The sequence below is a fragment of the Streptomyces sp. NPDC048248 genome, from assembly GCF_043201875.1.
In the GTDB taxonomy this organism is placed as follows: Bacteria; Actinomycetota; Actinomycetes; order Streptomycetales; family Streptomycetaceae; genus Streptomyces.
Genome location: NZ_JBICZL010000007.1, coordinates 436,001 through 451,543, shown reverse-complemented (window position 1 = coordinate 451,543; position 15,543 = coordinate 436,001). Strand labels below are relative to the sequence as shown.

The following is a 15,543-nucleotide window of genomic DNA, read 5'->3' as shown; positions in this document are numbered from 1 at the left end:
CGGTTCCCGGGTGCCGCTGCTGATCCTCGATGACGAAGAAGCACGGACCGGTAAAACGCTGGTGAGGCTGACCCTCTCGCGGGGCGCACCGCCGTGGACGCGGAGTGTTGTAGGCAGGACTGAGCAACGCGCCGCGACGTCAACCGGCTACGACGGTTCCCTCGATGCCGCTGCCGAAAGCGGCCGACCCAGCCGCCGTATTCAGCCCGGCTCGGTCACAGCCACGCCGGCCATGCCGAGCCGGACGCCGGTCACCCGCCGCCGACACCGCCACCCTGCCGAAAATGGGTCTCCGGCATCCGGTTGTCGTGCTTCAACGGTTCCTTCGTCCCCAGACGAGCCCAGACCAAGAACGCCCCCAGACCCACAGCCAACAGACCGACCGGAACGAGTATCGCCCAAACCCACTCAGGCATGCCGCCTCCCCCTTAACGTCCCCTGGCCCCTTCCAAAGGCCGTACCACCAAGGTAGAGCCCACCACTGACAACGAACCCCAGGAAAATCGAAGGGCCCCTCAGACGACGAGCCGATTCCCTAAACGGTGCAGGTCAGGACACATCGTTCCAGGGCGGCGCAGGTGCCCGAACGCCTGCTGCACCGGGATGCGCTCGTCCGGCCCTCGCATCCAGCTCGATGGCTCGGCCGTACTGGTCGGGGGCAACGCCCGTTTCCGCGCTCCGCCTGGCGCCCCCTTGCGGAAGTTCCGCGCCGCGAACACCAACTGACTCACTGCCTTCCAACTGTTCACGTCAGCACCGGACCTGAATCCGCACGGAAGGCATCTCGCCCAACGAACCCTTCTCCCTCCAACCGCCGGCAAAGGCCGCCTAGTTCGACGCTCGCCGACAGCACGTGGAAAACGGCAGACCCCCCCTCTCTAGGGGTGAGCGACTCGCACAGTGGAGTCCGCCGCCGCGTGTCTCAACCCGTCGGGAGCAGCCGGGGTAGCTCGTTCACCGAAGCCGTGCATACGCCAGAAGGAAGGGTTGATGCCGGCGCACCGCCCCGATGGCCCTGCGCGTCGCAACCGATCCGCCCCCGGGCACGCGGACGGAGTCGTAACGCGAAGGAGACCGGTCCCACGAGCAAGTGCCCGCGGCCGCAGCCTCGCAGCGGCCGCCTGCACTCCAGGCGGCAATTCCCCGACGACTGCATGGCCAGGCCCGTTAAGTGTTCAGCGAAGCGCCGTAGACCGAAAGGGCCGCAATCCCGACCACACAGACGACTATTGCCCAGTAGCCAAGGCGCCTACCACGCGCGCCTCGACCGGTACGCGCAACGGAGTCGACCGCCTGACGAGGTGCCCCCGGCCTGGCCGTGGCCGGCGCAGGGCTGGAGGCTGCTTCGGCGAGCAGGCGGCGGCAGGTGGCCGCAAGCTGGGCAGTTTCAGTGGAGAGCGACACCACGGCTTCCGATCGCGCCGGCGCGGTGGTGCCACCCTCGAGGATGCGCCCCGCCCGGATGAGTATCTCGTCCCTACCTCCAGCAGGCGCGAGACTGATCCAGCGCTGCACATGCTCACCTCGGATGACCACTCCCCCGGACCGCTCCCGGTAGACGGTGTGCTCCCGCCAGAGTGTCTGCGCCAAAGCCTGTGCGGTGTCTCGCAGTTGGACACTCACGATCTCCCCCTACACCACAAACGAATCGAACAAAGATCGCACTGTAGCGGAGGCGGCAGCTCTGGACCATTCCACCGAATCCCATCCGAGCGGCGGGAACGGCCGCTGAAGCAGTCACGCTCAATCGGTCCGGGCGGACTCCCAGCATCGGATCCCCTCGCGCCTTACCCGCCAGGTAATCGAAGTCCAGGTCCGCACGAGCCAGGAGTCACCGGCTGCGCGCCAGTACGCGGCGGTCAGCAGAATGCGCTCCTCCAGCGCCGGCCTCCAGGGTCGACCATGCGGGCCGGATCCGAACCGTCGTCGCCGTAGCTTGGTGGTCAGCCTGCTGAACTGAAGCCGGTTCATCCCGGTGAACGGGCTATTCGGGACCGCTCGGAGTCCGTGATGACCTCGTCCACAGCCAGATCGTTTCAGAGGCATACAGCAGCTACGAAGCACTCGTAGCCTGTAGCGATGCTGATCTACGACGAACTGACCCCGGCAGAGCGTGCGTTGTGGGATTCCTTCCCCGAAGGGCGGTGGGTGGATCTGCGGACCGGGGCGCCTGAGAACGACGATCCCGCCAGAGGGGCTCACTGGGGGCCCGAGCGCACAGTCCGCGCCGAGGTCGTGGCTGCCCTTCTACTGGGCGGCAACACCGAGCGGTCGAGCAGTGTCCCTTCCCTGCACCTCGCAGGCGCACGGATCACCGGCCGCCTCGATCTGGCCGGTGCCCAGATCAGCCACCTGCTCTGGCTGAGGGAATGCCGGTTGGAGCAGGAGGTCAGCATTAACGCGGCCTCCACGCGGACAATCCGCATCACGAGCAGTTGGATCCCCGGCGTGGACGCCGGTCTGGCCCGCATCGAGGGTCATCTCGACCTGAACAAGTCCGTGATGGAAACAGGCCGTCTCTCCCTTATCAACGCTCATGTGGCTGGAGAGCTGGACCTGAACGGGGCGCGGATATCGGCGTCCGGGCAATGGGCGGTGTTCGCGGGCGGGCTGGTCATGGGCGGCGGCATCTTCTGTCAGAAGGGCTTCGTCACGCACGGTGGGGTGCGGCTGCCGGGCGCGCAATTGTCCGGTGGCCTGTTCATGCAGGGTGCTCGCCTGGAGAGCCCTGGCGGCATGGCGCTGATTGCGGACAACGCGAATGCCACGGTGGTGGACATGTCCGAAGGCTTCAGCGCGGTGGGAACTCTGCGGATGCGGGGTGCTCAGATATCGGACCTGCTGACCCTTGAGGGAGCCACCCTCAGCGGTGGCGACACGGCGCTCTTCGGCGTCGGCATGCAGGTCGGAACATTCGACTTCAGCCTCGCCGCAAGGCCAACGGGAGTGGTGGACCTGCAAGGTGCCAGGGCAACTGTTCTGCACGACCGCGAGCAGAGCTGGCCGGAGGAGGTGCGAATGGATGGCTTCGTCTACGGCTCCCTTCGCTCCGGCAGGACATCCCTGCAGGGGGATGTTGCCCACCGCCTGGCGTGGATCCACCGGAACCCGGGCTACGCACCGCAGCCGTACGAGCAGCTTGCCGCCTGTTACCGCCAGGCCGGCCACGACGACGATGCCCGGACGGTGCTACTGGAGAAGCAACGCCACCGCCGCCGCACCCTGAACCGACCCGGACGGGTGTGGGGATATTTGCTCGATGCCGCCGTCGGGTACGGCTATCGGCCCTGGCTGGCTGCCTTGTGGATGACTGCGCTCTGTCTGCTCGGCAGCCTGGTTTTCGGCGTCCGCTCGCCGATCCGGACGAAGGCGGGAGAGGGCGACCCGTTCAACCCCTTCATCTACACCGTCGACTTGCTCTTCCCCATCGGTGACTTCGGCCAGCGCAACGCATGGCATTGGGCTGGGGCAACACAGTGGCTCTCGTACCTACTGATCGCGGTCGGCTGGCTCCTCACCACAGCCGTTGTCGCCGGCGTATCCCGCACCCTGAACAGGAACTGACAGACACGACGCGCTCACGCGCTCAGTGATGAGTGATCTTTCGAGTTTGTCTTTGCCCGATGTCGCGCATCAGGTCCGACACCACCGGCCCCACCCACGCGCCGGCTCCGCAGGGAGCCGTTCTCGGCACGGCCTAACACCTCACCGGTCATCCGACGGCGGGCTCCGCCGCCATCACACGCACCGGGCGCGTCTCCGGCAGCAGGGCGAAGCAGCCCAGACTGAGCAGAGCGAGCCCCGTCAGATACGCGGCCACGCCCCAGGGCACTCGACCGCCCTGCTCGGCGAGCGCCGTCGCCACGATCGGCGTCAGCGCGCCGCCGAGGACTCCGCCGAGGTTGTAGCCGACCGCAGCTCCCGTGCAGCGCACGCGCGGCTCGTACAGCTCCGCCAGATACGCGGCGATCACCGCGAACATCGTGATGAACGCCAGCATCGCCCCCAGGATGCCGAGGAACATCAAAAGCGGAGCCCCCGTGGCGAGCAGTGCGACCATCGGAAACATCCACAGGGCGGAGCCGGCGCATCCCGCCAGGCACAGGGGCCGCCGGCCAAAGCGGTCGGCCAGCATGGCCGCCAGCGGCGTTAGCGAGCCCAACACCACCACCGCGGCCATGATGCAGGTCAGCATGACGGTACGGCCTACGCCCAGTCGCTCCGTCCCGTAGGCGAGGGACCAGGTGGTCACGGCATAGAAGATCGCGTATCCCACCGCGAGTGCGCCGGCGGTCAGCAGGACCAGCCGCCAGTGGTCGCGCACGACTTCGGCAAGCGGCACGCGTGCGCGGTCGCCGATTTCAAGGAATTGGGGGCTCTCGGCAAGCGACGATCGCAGCCACAGCCCTGCGACGGCCAGCAGTCCCGCGGCCCAGAAGGGCACGCGCCACCCCCAGGACGCGAACTGCGCGTCGGACAGCGTCGCCGACAGGGCCAGCGTCACGCCGTTGGCAAGCAGGAACCCCAATGACGGCCCGACCTGCGGAACGCTCGTCCACAGCACCCGCCGTTCGGCGGGCGCGTGCTCCGCGGTCAGCAGCACGGCCCCGCCCCATTCCCCACCGAGGCCGAGCCCTTGCAGAAAACGCAGGACGAGCAGCAGCACGGGAGCGGCCACCCCGATCGTGTCGTACGTCGGCACGCAGCCGACCGCGACCGTGGAGGCACCGGTGAGGAGCAATGACGCGATGAGAACCGGGCGTCTTCCGTGCCGGTCCCCGATGTGTCCGAACAGCACCGAGCCCAGTGGTCGGGCAACGAAACCCACGCCGAAGGTTCCGAAGGCGGCCAGCGTCCCGGCGGCCGATGAGAACGTGGGGAAGAACAGTGGCCCCAGGACGAGCGCCGCAGCGGTCCCGTAGACGAAGAAGTCGTAGAACTCGATGGCCGTCCCGGCAAGTGATGCGGTCGCGAGGCGCAGCATGGAGGGCGCCCTTACGGTGCGTACGTCGTGCATGCCACGTCAACTACCCACGGTGACCAACGGTTACGGGGGCCCGAGGCTCATACGTATCAGTGCGTCACGGCGCCGATCAGTACGTCACGGCGATGCGCGCTGCGCGACGCCGTCATGCGGGCCTCAGCCCGGCTGGCCCACCCCGCTCTAGCAAGAGACGCTGGCCGTGCCGCAGAAGCTGATGGAGGCAACGGACCGCGCACTGCTGTTGAGCTGCTCCCCGTGCCTCGCCGCAGTCGACGCCCTTCAAGCCGCGAAGCCGAAGAACCAGGGAGCCGACGCCTCCACCCTCGCCGCGGTCCCCGAGCATCTGCCCCAGTGTCATGGCAACCCGCGAGGGTTCGACACGACGCACTTCCCCAATCGCATGCTGTCGGGACAAGCGGTCCCCTAGGGCACGCCTAACGCCCTATCCGAGCGCGGCGGCCCTTTCTGGGAGGACCGACATTGTGGACGACTCGCTACCGGTCAGCCGTGGGCTCTGCGGACGACGCCCCACCGCCGGACTCGGAGCAGAGCGATCACGTCACCTGGCGTCGCGGGTGAGCAGCCGGTCCAGGTCGTTGCCGACGGAGCCAGGGGCCGTCGTATCCCGCACGTTGTTGGTTCCAAGAAGATCATCCACGGTGGCGCCGAGGGTGTTGCGATCGGCTACGCCGGGGCGTCCATCGAGAGCCAACAGGCCGCCGCCGGGCGGTTTGGGTGCGGCATGTGCGACGGAGGTGAAGGACAAGGCGGCCCCTGCGATGGCGACAGCGGCGAGTACTCGCTTGGTGTTGTTCATGATCCATCAACGATCTCCAGCCGCAGGGGTCACTTGCGGGCTCCCGCCGGCGCGACGTCATGGCGCCCCGGGAGGCAGGGTCTTGGGGCCTTGGTGAGTAGTGAGATCCCCCGGAGCTCGGGACCCCTGCGCTTGAGTGCCCTGAAAAGTCCTTCGCCGATTCCGGAAACTCTGATGGGTTTCCCCAGGTCAGCACGCTCTTCACCGAGGGTGATCCACTTGCTCGGCATCCAGCCGGCGACGTGCCCCTCGGTGAAGAGATCGAGGCGGGGTAGCTCCGGCGCGGGCACAGCCCCTGCGACTGCCGACAGGGCACCCAGAGGACCGCGGTGCCGCACTTCCGCCTTTCACAGGGGAAAGGGGGCCGTTCGGAGTGCGCCACAAAGACCCTGCCGTCCCGGCGCACTTGACCCCGCATCGGTCGGGCTGATCCACAACAACGGAGCCTACGGCGTGTCCAAGGCCCCGCTGGTCCACGCGGCGCGCAGCGCCTTCTTGTCCACCTTGCCGACCTTGGTCGTCGGCAGCTGGTCCAGCAGCACCGTCTTCCGGGGCCTGTACAACTCTCCCAACTCGGCGGTCACCGCAGCGCCAACCGCTTCCGGGTCGACGTCAGCGCCCGCTGCCGTGGCCAGGAAGATCTGTACGGCTTCCCCGTACTCCTCGTCCGGCACGCCCAGCGCTGCGGAGTTGCGCACACCGGGCAGCGTGAGCAGGAAATCCTCCAGGACCCGGGAGTAGACGTTGTCGCTGGTGGCGCCGGTGACGATGATGTCCTTCGCCCGGTCGACGAGATAGAGGTACCCCTCGGCGTCGAGATATCCCATGTCCCCGGTCCGCAGCCAGCCGTCGTGCAGCGCCGCCGCGGTGCGCTCCGGGTCCTCGTAGTAGCCGAGCATCACCGTCTCGCCACGGACGCACACCTCGCCGCCCTGCCTGACGGGCAGTGCCGCCGCACTGTCTTCACCACGGATCTCGATCTCGACGTCGGAGATCGCGCGACCGCAGCTGCGCCACAGCTCTGGGCGCCTCGCCCCCTCCGAGGCGAGATCCGCCGCACCGAACGCGGTGATGCCGAGCGCCTCCGACTGCCCGTAGCCCTGGCTGAGCACGGGCCCGAACACCTCGACCGCCTGCTGCAGCCGACTGGGCGACGTGGCCGCGCCGCCGACGACGATCCGCTGCAGCGCGGGCAGGGCGCCCGGCTCGCACTCCGGGTGGTCGAGAACCGCGTACAGCATGGGCGGTACGAACATGGTGGCGGTGATCCGCTCCTCGCGCAGCACCGTCAGAGCCGCACCCGCTTCGAACTCGGGCAGCACGACGAGGGCGCACCCCGTCACCAGTGCCTGGATCGAGGTGAGGTGGCCGCTGCCGTGCGTGAGCAGCGTGGAGGCGAGCACCCTGTCCGTGCTCTGGTTCATCGTCGGGAAGAGCGCGGGGAGGGAGTTCTGCGGGGCGTCATCCACCAGGTTCACCAGCGCGTCGTAGAGCCGGTGGCTGTGCGCGGCGAGCTTGGGGCGGCCCAGGGTTCCGCCGGTGTAGAGGACGGTGACGGCTTCGTCCGCTCCCGGGGCGGGCACGCCGTCGGGGCGCTCGTCCGGGCACTCGACCGCCAGGGCCAGCAGGTCCGTGCACGGCTGCTCGCAGGGCCCGAGGCTGAGCAGTGCGGGGGCGTGGACGCTGCGGCCGGCCGCGTCGGCGGCCCGTTGCGCGAAGAGCGGGTCGGTGACCACGGCGCGTGCCCGGGACTGCTCGACCAGCGCGGCGAGCTCGCCGGGTCCTGGCTCGGGCGGCAGGAACACGACGCGGCAGCCTATGAGATGGACGGCGAGCTGTACCAGGACGGAGTCCACGCGGTTGGCCAGGAATAAGCCCACTCCGTCGCCGGGCGCGAGCCCCTGCCCGCGCAGTGCATGGCCTAACCTGAACAGCTGCCGTCGAGCCTCTCCTCTGGTCAGCCGCTGTGCACCCTGGACGAGCGCCTCAGTGTCCTCGTCCTTGTACCAGTGCTCCAGAATGCGGTCCACGTACGTCCGTGGCTCGGATGTTTCCTGTGCGTCAGCAATCACCAATACATCCAAACATGCAGTTCAGAAGCCGTGTCCTCATGGGGGCAGCCTTCGGCCATCAGCTAGTGGAATGCCGTGTCCATGCCGTGATGAAAACTCGGTACTGGCAGGTAAGTTGAGCGCTGGAGAGAGCGCACGAGCGCCCATCATCATGGCGGGAAACGCTCCCCGTGGGGTGGCCCCGGAAGGCCCTTGCACTGAGGTCGAGGGACCGACAGCAAGGTCGGCCCGACCCGCCGCGCGAACGACAGGCCGCTGCCGTGCGGGGCGTGGAACCTGCCCATGACCGGAACTTTGGGCAGGCGGTCCCCGACCGGAGCGCGCCCTCCCGGTCAGCCGACGGCCGCAGGCATGCCTGTCTGCACCCCTGCCTCACCTACACAGCGACCCAGGCGATCGAAGCCGCGGGCTCGAGTCCGCAACGAGCCCGCTGGACCGTGCGGCCCCGCCTAGGCTGTCAATCATGAATGCAGTGACGGCCAGTGGGACGAGCCCAGAGCCCGAATTCCTCGACGCGACAGGACTGACTGCCGATCCGGAGCTGGCGGCCGACTTCACATCGTCAGCGCACCGGATCCTGGCGGACCTGGTCCGCGACGGTGCGCCGCTCGGCTGGGTCGACCCGCCCCCTGCGGACGAGGTGGCGGAACTCGTTGACCGCGTGCTACGCGCCGCACGGTCCGGGGACGGTGCTCTGCGTGCGGCCTATGTGGGCGGTCGGCTGGTCGGGCTGGGGTACTGGTTGCGCTATGCCCGTCCGACCAATCGGCAGCATGCGGATCTGGAGAAGGTCGCAGTGGCGCCCGAGGTGCATGGTCGGGGCGTCGGCCGGTCGCTGACCAGTGCTCTGGTCGAGGACGCCCGGGGTGCGGGGATCGAGGTCCTCACCCTGGACGCCCGGGCTGACAACACCAGGGCACTAAGCCTCTACCGGTCACTCGGCTTCAGCGAATACGGTCGCCTCCCCGACTTCGTCACGATGGGCGGCCGCCGCTACGACAAGGTCTTCTACATGCTGGACTTCCGCGGAGACGGGCAGCAGCAGGGTCAGCAAACTGAGCCCCGGACCGAGGCAGTTTCGTCCTGATCAGTGGGCCGTGGGTCAGGGACCGTCAAGTGATGTGCAGTGGGCTCGAACGCAACCCCACCTGAGCGCGCCACCAGGTCGCTACCGGCCCGGCACCTCCACGGGTGATCCGCAGCAGGCGTTGCCCTCGTCGTCATCAACCTCGCGGACGCTTACACGTTCACCCGGGGAGCCGGGCAGCCGGGCAGTCGGGCAGTCGGGCAGTCGGGCAGTCGGGCAGTCGGGCAGTCGGGCAACACAGCGTCGTTGGAACCAGCGTCCGGACGGCGCGCCACGTTCCCACGGGGCAAGGGGTCGTTGATGCGGCGCTAGATGAAGTACAGGGCCTCCATGTCCCGCACCGCCTCCTGGGAATGCCGCACGCGGAACGCGGTGGTCTGCATCTGCTCCCACCCCCACGGGTCCGAATGTCCCAGCGCCAGGCCCGCCAGGCTCGCCCAGTGGACCTCGTTCGCGTCCTCGTTCAGGTCGACGCCGGCGCTGTCGAGCATCCAGTCGGGCAGGCCCAGAGCGGCGATCACCGCGTGCGGATCACCGGAAACGACGAACGGCTCCTCCCCCGGCCACCCGGACGCGTGGAACATCGCACCGTCCGGCAGCCACACGATGTCCTCGGTATGCTCCATGCCCCCGTGGTAGGTAACCCGGCCCACGATCCGCGCATCGGGAAACCGCTCACGCAGTTCACCGGCCATCGACCTCAGTGGCTCGTCATTGCCGTCGGTCGCGAACGCCGGCTCCGCGATCCCCAGCATCCTCCCGACGTGAAGCCGGCGGAAGAGCCGATCGTCGACGGCCCCCTGGTGCGCCCCTACATGAAGTCGGCGGCGTACGAGCGTGACATCCGATGGCTGATTGACCGACGGAACCAGCCCTCTGGCGCAGCCAATAAAGCCCCCGGCTCGATCATGCGTTAGCTGCCGCTCTGCGGGCGTGATGTGGAGCCGGGAAGCCCACACCGTCGGCCGCGGGCGGATGTGGGAGGAGGCGTCCTGTAGCTGGGCACGCCGGGACGCCATACAAGCTCAGCCCCTGCCCAACCGCCAAGACCCATTCTGGACCCCCGACCTGCGTAAAAGTGCGTTGTGGGTGCCCCCGCCTAGACTGCCCGGATTGCGGTGACGGAGGAGGCGGAATCGGTGGATCCCGTTGAGAGGATGTCCTGGTCGCGGTCGGAGCGGCTGCCGTGAGCTTCGCCGCCGACGATCTCCGGAGTTGGCCTTGGAGCACCGCGGCGGCAGCAGTACGGACAGCGCCGGCGTCGGAGGCGAATTCGGTCACGACAGCTGCGGAAGCAACGGGCGGCGACTGACCGAAGAGGCGATGCGCCGTGGGAGAATCGCGCGGATCGGCGAACTGCAGTGCCGGGCAACGGGGGTTGGTGCCATGAACACAGCCGGTGGAGGCGTGCCGGGGGGCGGCCACTGGGGTGGCGGCCCGGGCGGCGATCAAGGGACCGGACAGGGATGGCCCCCGCAGGGGTTCCACGGCGGAGGGGTGCCGGGCGGCCCGCCCGGCCCAATTGTGCCGTCGCAGGCCGGCCCGGCCAACTGGGGACCGCGTCCTGCGGGGGCCCTGACGCGGCGGCAGCGGATCCTGCGGTGCATCTTCAATCCGCTCCGCGCGGCGCAGTGGGTCTTCCGACCGTCGCGGCCCGGTGTGGTCGAGGATCGCACCGTCCGCAGGCTTCAGCTGTGGCGCACGGTGGCGGGGTTCGTCGCCTGGGTGTGGCTGACCCTCACCTACACGGCGATCAGCGACTCGGGGAAGGCGGCTGATGTCGTCTCCGAGCGCTTCACTCAGAGTTGGGTGAGCGTGCTGGTGCTGATCTGCACGTTCCCTGTCGTCGTCGGTGCATTTTGTGCCGCGGCCCGTGGCGGACTGCGGCGTGTCTATGTGCGCCGCGCGCTGAAGTGTCTTGGCGCAGTGGTGACCGTGGTGGTCTCCATGTTCACGTTCCCCCTGGCGATGGCACCCGAGCTGGAGGGTTTGCGGGACCTCGTGGGCATCCCCGGCAAGGTGGTCATCGCCATTCTGGCGCTGTGGTCGCTGGGCTTCGCCCTCTACGGCATCGGGCTCTCGCTCGTGCATGTCTTCCGCACGGCCGACATCCACGAGGTGCTGCCGCCCGTCCTCGCCACCATTTTGGTGTGGGAGATGGCGATCGCGGACGTGTCCACGGGCGCCTATCAGAACGTCCCGCCGCTCGCCCGAGTGGCGTTCATGATGGGCGCGCCGGTGACCGTGACGGTGCTGTCCGCGTGGGAGCTCCACCGGCTGCGCCGGCACCACGGACTGTCCCTGCGGGCGGCACTGCGGGGCTAGGCCATGGCGCAAAAGTCGATCTTGTCCATTGACGAACGCGTGCTGTGGGACGCGGGGATCTGAAGAATGACCAGCGGGCCCGGCTCAAGCCGTTGCTGCCGCGGGGCATCAAGCCCGGTCGCCCGCAGGTGTGGACTGGGCGGCAATTGATGGTCGGCATACGCAAGCACTCCGCCTGGGACACAGCTGCTGATACAGCCGCTGCTGCATCACCTGCTCCACAGAGGCGACTCGCTCATTTCCCCCATGCAAAGGTTCCCCGAGTTGAATCTCTGCAGCGGCCGGCCGGCGCAGTGCTGGCCCGTCCGCCGGCAGCACCGGCCGCCTGGGTCACCGTCCAACAGGCCGTGAAGGATGGCCCCGACGCCGAGCGCAGGGTTCGGCTACGGGGTTCAGGTGGCGCGGGGGCGGCTGGTGACCCGGGCGCGGCGGCGGGCGTGGAAGAGGCGGCAGGAGACGGGATTGTCGTCCTCGGGCGCGTTGAGCGTCTCGAGCTGCTCGACCACGAAGCCGTGGTCGACGAGGAGGTCCTCCCAGAGTTCGGGGCTGAGCACCCACATCCGTACGTTGAGCGGAGTGTCGCAGCCGGCGGCGAGAGGGAGGCGCTCAGCCCGGACGGGCCGCGCCCGTCCAGGCTGGTGTGCAGGACGGAGAAGACCAGGCGCCCGCCGGGTTTGATCCCGGTGGCGAGGGCCGGTAGCAGGCGGACCGGGTCGATGTAACCGAAGCCGTGAACGGAATAGACCAGGTCGTACGGGTCTGCATGGCGGAGGTAGTCGACGGCGCCGGCCTGGTGAAGGGTGAGCCCCGGCAGGTCGCCATACCGAGCCAGGGCGCGTGCGTGCTGGCTCGGGGAGGCGTCGACGGCGTCGATGCGGGCGCCGTGCTCCTGGACGAGGAACGCGGCGTACTTGCCGATTCCGGAGCTGAGGTCCAGAACCCGCTGTCCGCCGAGTGCGCCGAGGACTTCGGCACCTGGTCCGGTGGGCCAGAACCCCCAGGCCAGCCGGTCGACCTCGGGTACCGGCGTGCCGCGCTGAAGGTGATGCTCGCCGTACGCGGTCCACGCTCGGGTATTCGTCGCCTCGGCGTCGCCGGTGTCGGTGCTGGTCATGGTGCTCCTGGGGGACGTCGGGAACGGGGAGGGGGCGGGGGGGGGGGGGGGGGGGGGGGGGGGGGGGGGGGCGCCCCCCCCCCCCCCCCCCCCCCCCCCCCCCGGGGAGGGGTGAGGGATGTCAGCGGTCCTGGGCAAGCGCATACAGCTCGCCCAGGAGACTTCCCTCGGTCGCGACGAGGGCGTCGAAGGTGCCCTCCTCACGGATGCGCCCTCGGTCGAGAACGATGACGCGGTCGGCCATCCGCACGTTGTCCAGGCGGTGGGTGACGACCACCGTGATCCGGTCCGGAGCCATCTCGCGGAGCTTGCGGAAGATCAGGTGTTCGCCGCGGGCGTCCATCTCGCTGGTCGGCTCGTCCAGCACGAGTACAGCGGGCTCGCGGTACATCGCTCTCGCACAGGCCAGTCGCTGCCACTGCCCACCGGACAGCTCGTGTCCGCCCCACACCGAGCGGGCCAGCAGGGTGTCGAGCTGATTCGGAAGCCCCTGGAGGACCTCGGTCATCCCGACACGGTCCGCGGCGTCCCAGATGCGTTCGTCGGTGTGTTCGCGGGGCTGGCCGAGGGTGATGTTCTCCCGGGCCCGCAGCGGCCAGTGCCCGTTCTTCTGGGGAACGAGGCCGACGTGCCGCCATGCCGATTCCGCGTCGGCGGTGGCGAGGTCGGTGTCGTCCCACCGGACAGTTCCGCCGGTCGGCATGGTCAGACCGGTGAGCATGCGGATCAGGGTGGACTTACCGGCGCCGTTCTCGCCGACCAGGGCAATGACCTCGCCGCGGTTGAGGGTGAGGGTGATGGGCCGAAGGGCGGGGGCGTCCTTGTTGGGGTAGGTGAACTCGGCCTCGACCAGACGGATTTGCTGCGGCGCGTTGGCTTGGGTGGTGCCGCGGGCGGTGGTCATGGAGCGGACTTCGTCGATGAACTGGTAGTAGTCGCTGAGGTAGAGGCCGTGGTGGAACATCACCGCGCCGTAGCGCACGATCGCGTTGAGGGCGCGTCCGGCTGTCTGCGAGGCGACGATGGCCGTGCCGGCGATCGCCGTGGACATGGCCCCGGAGAGGGCGAGGGCGGCCAGCGCCGCCCACATGCCGAGCGTGAACAGGCCCGCGAGGAATGCCGCGAGCAGCGTGACGCGCAGGTACGGGCGGGCTCCCTCGAGTTCGCGTCCTTCGACCCGGTCGCACATCGCCCGGTACCAGGAGTGCATGTAGGGACGCATGGTGTTGGCGCGCAGTTCGTCGGCGAGCTCGGAGGTGGTGAGCCACCAGCGCATCATGCCGCGCACATTGCGGGCGGAGATGGTGCGGTCGTGGACGCGGTAGTCGATGCGCGCGGCGATCACCCCGCCCAGGCCCCTGGGGATGACGGACAGCAGTAGTACGCCCAGGAGCAGCGGGTGGAGGGAGGTGAGGACGGTCGCTGCGGACACCAGCTGGACGAGGCCGTTGGTGAGCGTCTTGGCGTCGTCCGCGAGGTCTACCGCGCGCAGGGCGCCGATCTCCGCGGCCTGGCCTCGGTCGGTGAACCCTTCGGTGTCGTAGGCGGACAGCTCGGCCTTCATGTGGAGGTCGACCAGGGTGAGATCGGCGGCGGAGGCGATTTTCGGGTTCAGACGGCGGGTGGCCCAGTCCGCGAGGATCCACATCCCGGCGCCTGCCGCCAGCGCGATGACCGCGACGGTCAGCGCCGGCCATGCATCCCGGAGTCCGGTTCGGGCGTCGGAGGTGGCGAGGTGGGGCAGCGCCTTGGAGACCGCGGTGAGCATGACGGCGGTGCCCAGGCCGGACAGCAACTGGCACAGGAAGATCGTGATCGTCATGCGCCGGTCGACGGACCAGGCCAGCCGGGCCGACTGGGCGAGCGCCATCGGGATCCGGCGGGCCATGTCCCACAAGGTGGCGTCGTCCATGGCCCGGCGGTGCTTGCGCCCGTTGTAGTCGAGCTCGGGGGGGAGCCGAGGGCTGCGGCTCAGCCGAGCGCGCTGCGGGTACGGCTGCTGTGTCGCCCGCCGCAGGCAAGACCTGCGCCGGCGCGGTCGCCGGCCGTCGGGTGGCGATGCGGGGCCGCTTCACGCGAACACTCCCGTCATCAGCCGGTCCAGGGTGCGTCGCCCGCGCGCGGTGACGTGCGGGTCGTCGTGCGTCTCGCCCCAAGTGAGGGCACTGACCGCTTCCAAACCGGCCAGGCACTTCAACACGTGGCGCTCCTCTGGCGTCAGCTCGCGCCCGTACCCGCTGAAGCAGGCGGTGCGCAGCCACGGCTTGTCGGCCCATACCCCGCAGGCCAAAGCGACGAACTCCTGGACGACGGGGGCGAATCGGGACCGTTCGTAGTCGATCCACGCCGCGCGCCCGGCCCAGAGCAGGTTCCGCGGCCAGGCGTCGCCGTGGATGAACCCGAGCGGCAGCGGCCCCACTCGACGCAGTTCGGCCGCCAGGTTGCGCAGGAGCGTGTGCTCCGCCGGTGTCAGCCGGTCCCCGGCATCCTCCAGGCGCTTGTCCGCGCCCTGCGTCGCGGCGCCCAGCGCCCCTTCGGCCTCGCGGCGCCAGCGGCCGGTCAGGTCGCCGGCTGCGTGAAGCCGGGCCAGGAGGAGACCGCCCTGCCGGTGCGCCTCGTACTCCTCGGCCGCCGTGAGCGGGAGTTCCTTCACCGGGCGGCCGGGCACGGCGGTCGTCAGCAGCGCCAGGTGCTCGGCGCTGGACGCACGCAACTGAGGTGCTCGGCCGGCTCCGAGCGCGGGCGTCGCGTGCCGCATGGCGAGCGTCTCCCTCTCGTACATCCGAGCCTCGGGGGCGATCTTCAGGTAGAACCGGCAGCCGTCGGCGCGCACGAGCTCCCAGACCCGGGAGTTCTTGCGCGGGTGCGAGGCGTCCCGGACGTCGTTGACGACCCCGATCTCTCGCTCGGCCCAGCCGCGCAGAGCCCTGGGAAGAGCCTTCGTGTCGCTCATGCCCCCCACCTCGGTGACGGTCGTGACGCGGATGCGAACGGGGCACGGCGCGCGTCCGTCGGGCGCCGGAGCACTGCGGGCTTGACGGGCCGAGCGGGAGGATTTTCGAACGCGGGATGGGCGGCGGGAAGGTGGCGTACGGGATTCACGGATTTCTCCTCGGTAGGGGTCGGGTGGAGCACTCCGGACAA

At 69.2% G+C, this 15,543-nt stretch carries 13 protein-coding genes and 1 pseudogene; 5 read left to right on the top strand and 9 right to left on the bottom strand.

Features of this window, described 5'->3' with window-relative positions; genetic code table 11:
• Window positions 1-1,167 precede the first annotated feature (1,167 nt).
• Entirely contained in the window at window positions 1,168-1,623 is a 456-nt protein-coding gene (locus ACGFZW_RS17895; protein WP_393894065.1) for a hypothetical protein, read from the bottom strand.
• A 456-nt stretch (window positions 1,624-2,079) separates the two neighbouring features.
• Here ACGFZW_RS17895 and ACGFZW_RS17890 point away from each other — a divergent pair, with 456 nt between their 5' ends.
• Window positions 2,080-3,564 (top strand): oxidoreductase, encoded by a 1,485-nt coding sequence (locus ACGFZW_RS17890; protein WP_393894064.1) that lies wholly within the window; start codon window positions 2,080-2,082, stop codon window positions 3,562-3,564.
• Between the two features lie 148 nt (window positions 3,565-3,712).
• Here the strand turns inward: ACGFZW_RS17890 and ACGFZW_RS17885 are convergent, their stop codons facing one another.
• Window positions 3,713-4,984: an MFS transporter gene (locus tag ACGFZW_RS17885; RefSeq protein ID WP_393894063.1), complete on the bottom strand. Its 1,272-nt coding sequence runs from the start codon at window positions 4,982-4,984 to the stop codon at window positions 3,713-3,715.
• 199 nt (window positions 4,985-5,183) lie between these two features.
• Here ACGFZW_RS17885 and ACGFZW_RS17880 point away from each other — a divergent pair, with 199 nt between their 5' ends.
• Window positions 5,184-5,411 carry a hypothetical protein gene (locus ACGFZW_RS17880; protein WP_393894062.1) on the top strand — a complete coding sequence of 76 codons (228 nt, stop codon included), beginning with the start codon at window positions 5,184-5,186 and terminating at the stop codon, window positions 5,409-5,411.
• A 132-nt stretch (window positions 5,412-5,543) separates the two neighbouring features.
• Here ACGFZW_RS17880 and ACGFZW_RS17875 read toward each other — a convergent pair whose 3' ends face one another.
• Complete coding sequence (locus ACGFZW_RS17875; RefSeq protein ID WP_393894061.1) at window positions 5,544-5,801, bottom strand: hypothetical protein; 258 nt, start codon at window positions 5,799-5,801, stop codon at window positions 5,544-5,546.
• 446 nt (window positions 5,802-6,247) lie between these two features.
• Entirely contained in the window at window positions 6,248-7,831 is a 1,584-nt protein-coding gene (locus ACGFZW_RS17870) for a class I adenylate-forming enzyme family protein (RefSeq protein WP_393894060.1), read from the bottom strand.
• Window positions 7,832-8,336: 505 nt separating this feature from the next.
• On the opposite strand from ACGFZW_RS17870, the gene ACGFZW_RS17865 reads away from it, so the two are divergent.
• On the top strand, window positions 8,337-8,960 hold the full coding sequence (locus tag ACGFZW_RS17865; protein WP_393894059.1) for a GNAT family N-acetyltransferase: 624 nt from the start codon (window positions 8,337-8,339) through the stop codon (window positions 8,958-8,960).
• 308 nt (window positions 8,961-9,268) lie between these two features.
• On the opposite strand, the gene ACGFZW_RS17860 is transcribed toward ACGFZW_RS17865, so the two are convergent.
• Window positions 9,269-9,664: a DUF6333 family protein gene (locus ACGFZW_RS17860; RefSeq protein WP_393894118.1), complete on the bottom strand. Its 396-nt coding sequence runs from the start codon at window positions 9,662-9,664 to the stop codon at window positions 9,269-9,271.
• Between ACGFZW_RS17860 and ACGFZW_RS17855 the strand changes: the two genes are divergently transcribed.
• Window positions 9,578-9,877, top strand: a complete 300-nt coding sequence (locus ACGFZW_RS17855) for a hypothetical protein (RefSeq protein ID WP_393894125.1) — start codon at window positions 9,578-9,580, stop codon at window positions 9,875-9,877. The two genes, ACGFZW_RS17860 and ACGFZW_RS17855, sit on opposite strands and share 87 nt — an antisense overlap.
• Before the next feature lie 742 nt (window positions 9,878-10,619).
• Window positions 10,620-11,285, top strand: a complete 666-nt coding sequence (locus ACGFZW_RS17850) for a hypothetical protein (RefSeq protein ID WP_393894058.1) — start codon at window positions 10,620-10,622, stop codon at window positions 11,283-11,285.
• A 392-nt stretch (window positions 11,286-11,677) separates the two neighbouring features.
• Here ACGFZW_RS17850 and ACGFZW_RS17845 read toward each other — a convergent pair whose 3' ends face one another.
• The 4 genes and pseudogenes from ACGFZW_RS17845 to ACGFZW_RS17830 all read right to left on the bottom strand — a co-directional run bounded on the left by ACGFZW_RS17845 (window position 11,678) and on the right by ACGFZW_RS17830 (window position 15,352).
• Window positions 11,678-11,839: a hypothetical protein gene (locus ACGFZW_RS17845; RefSeq protein ID WP_393894124.1), complete on the bottom strand. Its 162-nt coding sequence runs from the start codon at window positions 11,837-11,839 to the stop codon at window positions 11,678-11,680.
• A 137-nt stretch (window positions 11,840-11,976) separates the two neighbouring features.
• Window positions 11,977-12,399: pseudogene (locus ACGFZW_RS17840) on the bottom strand (class I SAM-dependent methyltransferase); the annotation flags it as partial.
• A 121-nt stretch (window positions 12,400-12,520) separates the two neighbouring features.
• Entirely contained in the window at window positions 12,521-14,311 is a 1,791-nt protein-coding gene (locus ACGFZW_RS17835; RefSeq protein ID WP_393894057.1) for an ATP-binding cassette domain-containing protein, read from the bottom strand.
• A gap of 159 nt (window positions 14,312-14,470) precedes the next feature.
• A complete protein-coding gene (locus tag ACGFZW_RS17830; RefSeq protein ID WP_393894056.1) occupies window positions 14,471-15,352 on the bottom strand; it encodes a phosphotransferase enzyme family protein in 882 nt (293 codons plus the stop codon).
• Between the last annotated feature and the right edge of the window lie 191 nt (window positions 15,353-15,543).

Bases quoted from the DNA above. Each gene is read 5' to 3' on its own strand.
- ACGFZW_RS17885 (WP_393894063.1), bottom strand. From the start codon at position 4,984: ATGCTGCGCCTCGCGACCGCATCACTTGCCGGGACGGCCATCGAGTTC.
- ACGFZW_RS17835 (WP_393894057.1), bottom strand. From the start codon at position 14,311: ATGGACGACGCCACCTTGTGGGACATGGCCCGCCGGATCCCGATGGCG.
- ACGFZW_RS17855 (WP_393894125.1), top strand. From the start codon at position 9,578: ATGCTCCATGCCCCCGTGGTAGGTAACCCGGCCCACGATCCGCGCATC.
- ACGFZW_RS17890 (WP_393894064.1), top strand. From the start codon at position 2,080: ATGCTGATCTACGACGAACTGACCCCGGCAGAGCGTGCGTTGTGGGAT.
- ACGFZW_RS17865 (WP_393894059.1), top strand. From the start codon at position 8,337: ATGAATGCAGTGACGGCCAGTGGGACGAGCCCAGAGCCCGAATTCCTC.
- ACGFZW_RS17875 (WP_393894061.1), bottom strand. From the start codon at position 5,801: ATGAACAACACCAAGCGAGTACTCGCCGCTGTCGCCATCGCAGGGGCC.
- ACGFZW_RS17830 (WP_393894056.1), bottom strand. From the start codon at position 15,352: ATGAGCGACACGAAGGCTCTTCCCAGGGCTCTGCGCGGCTGGGCCGAG.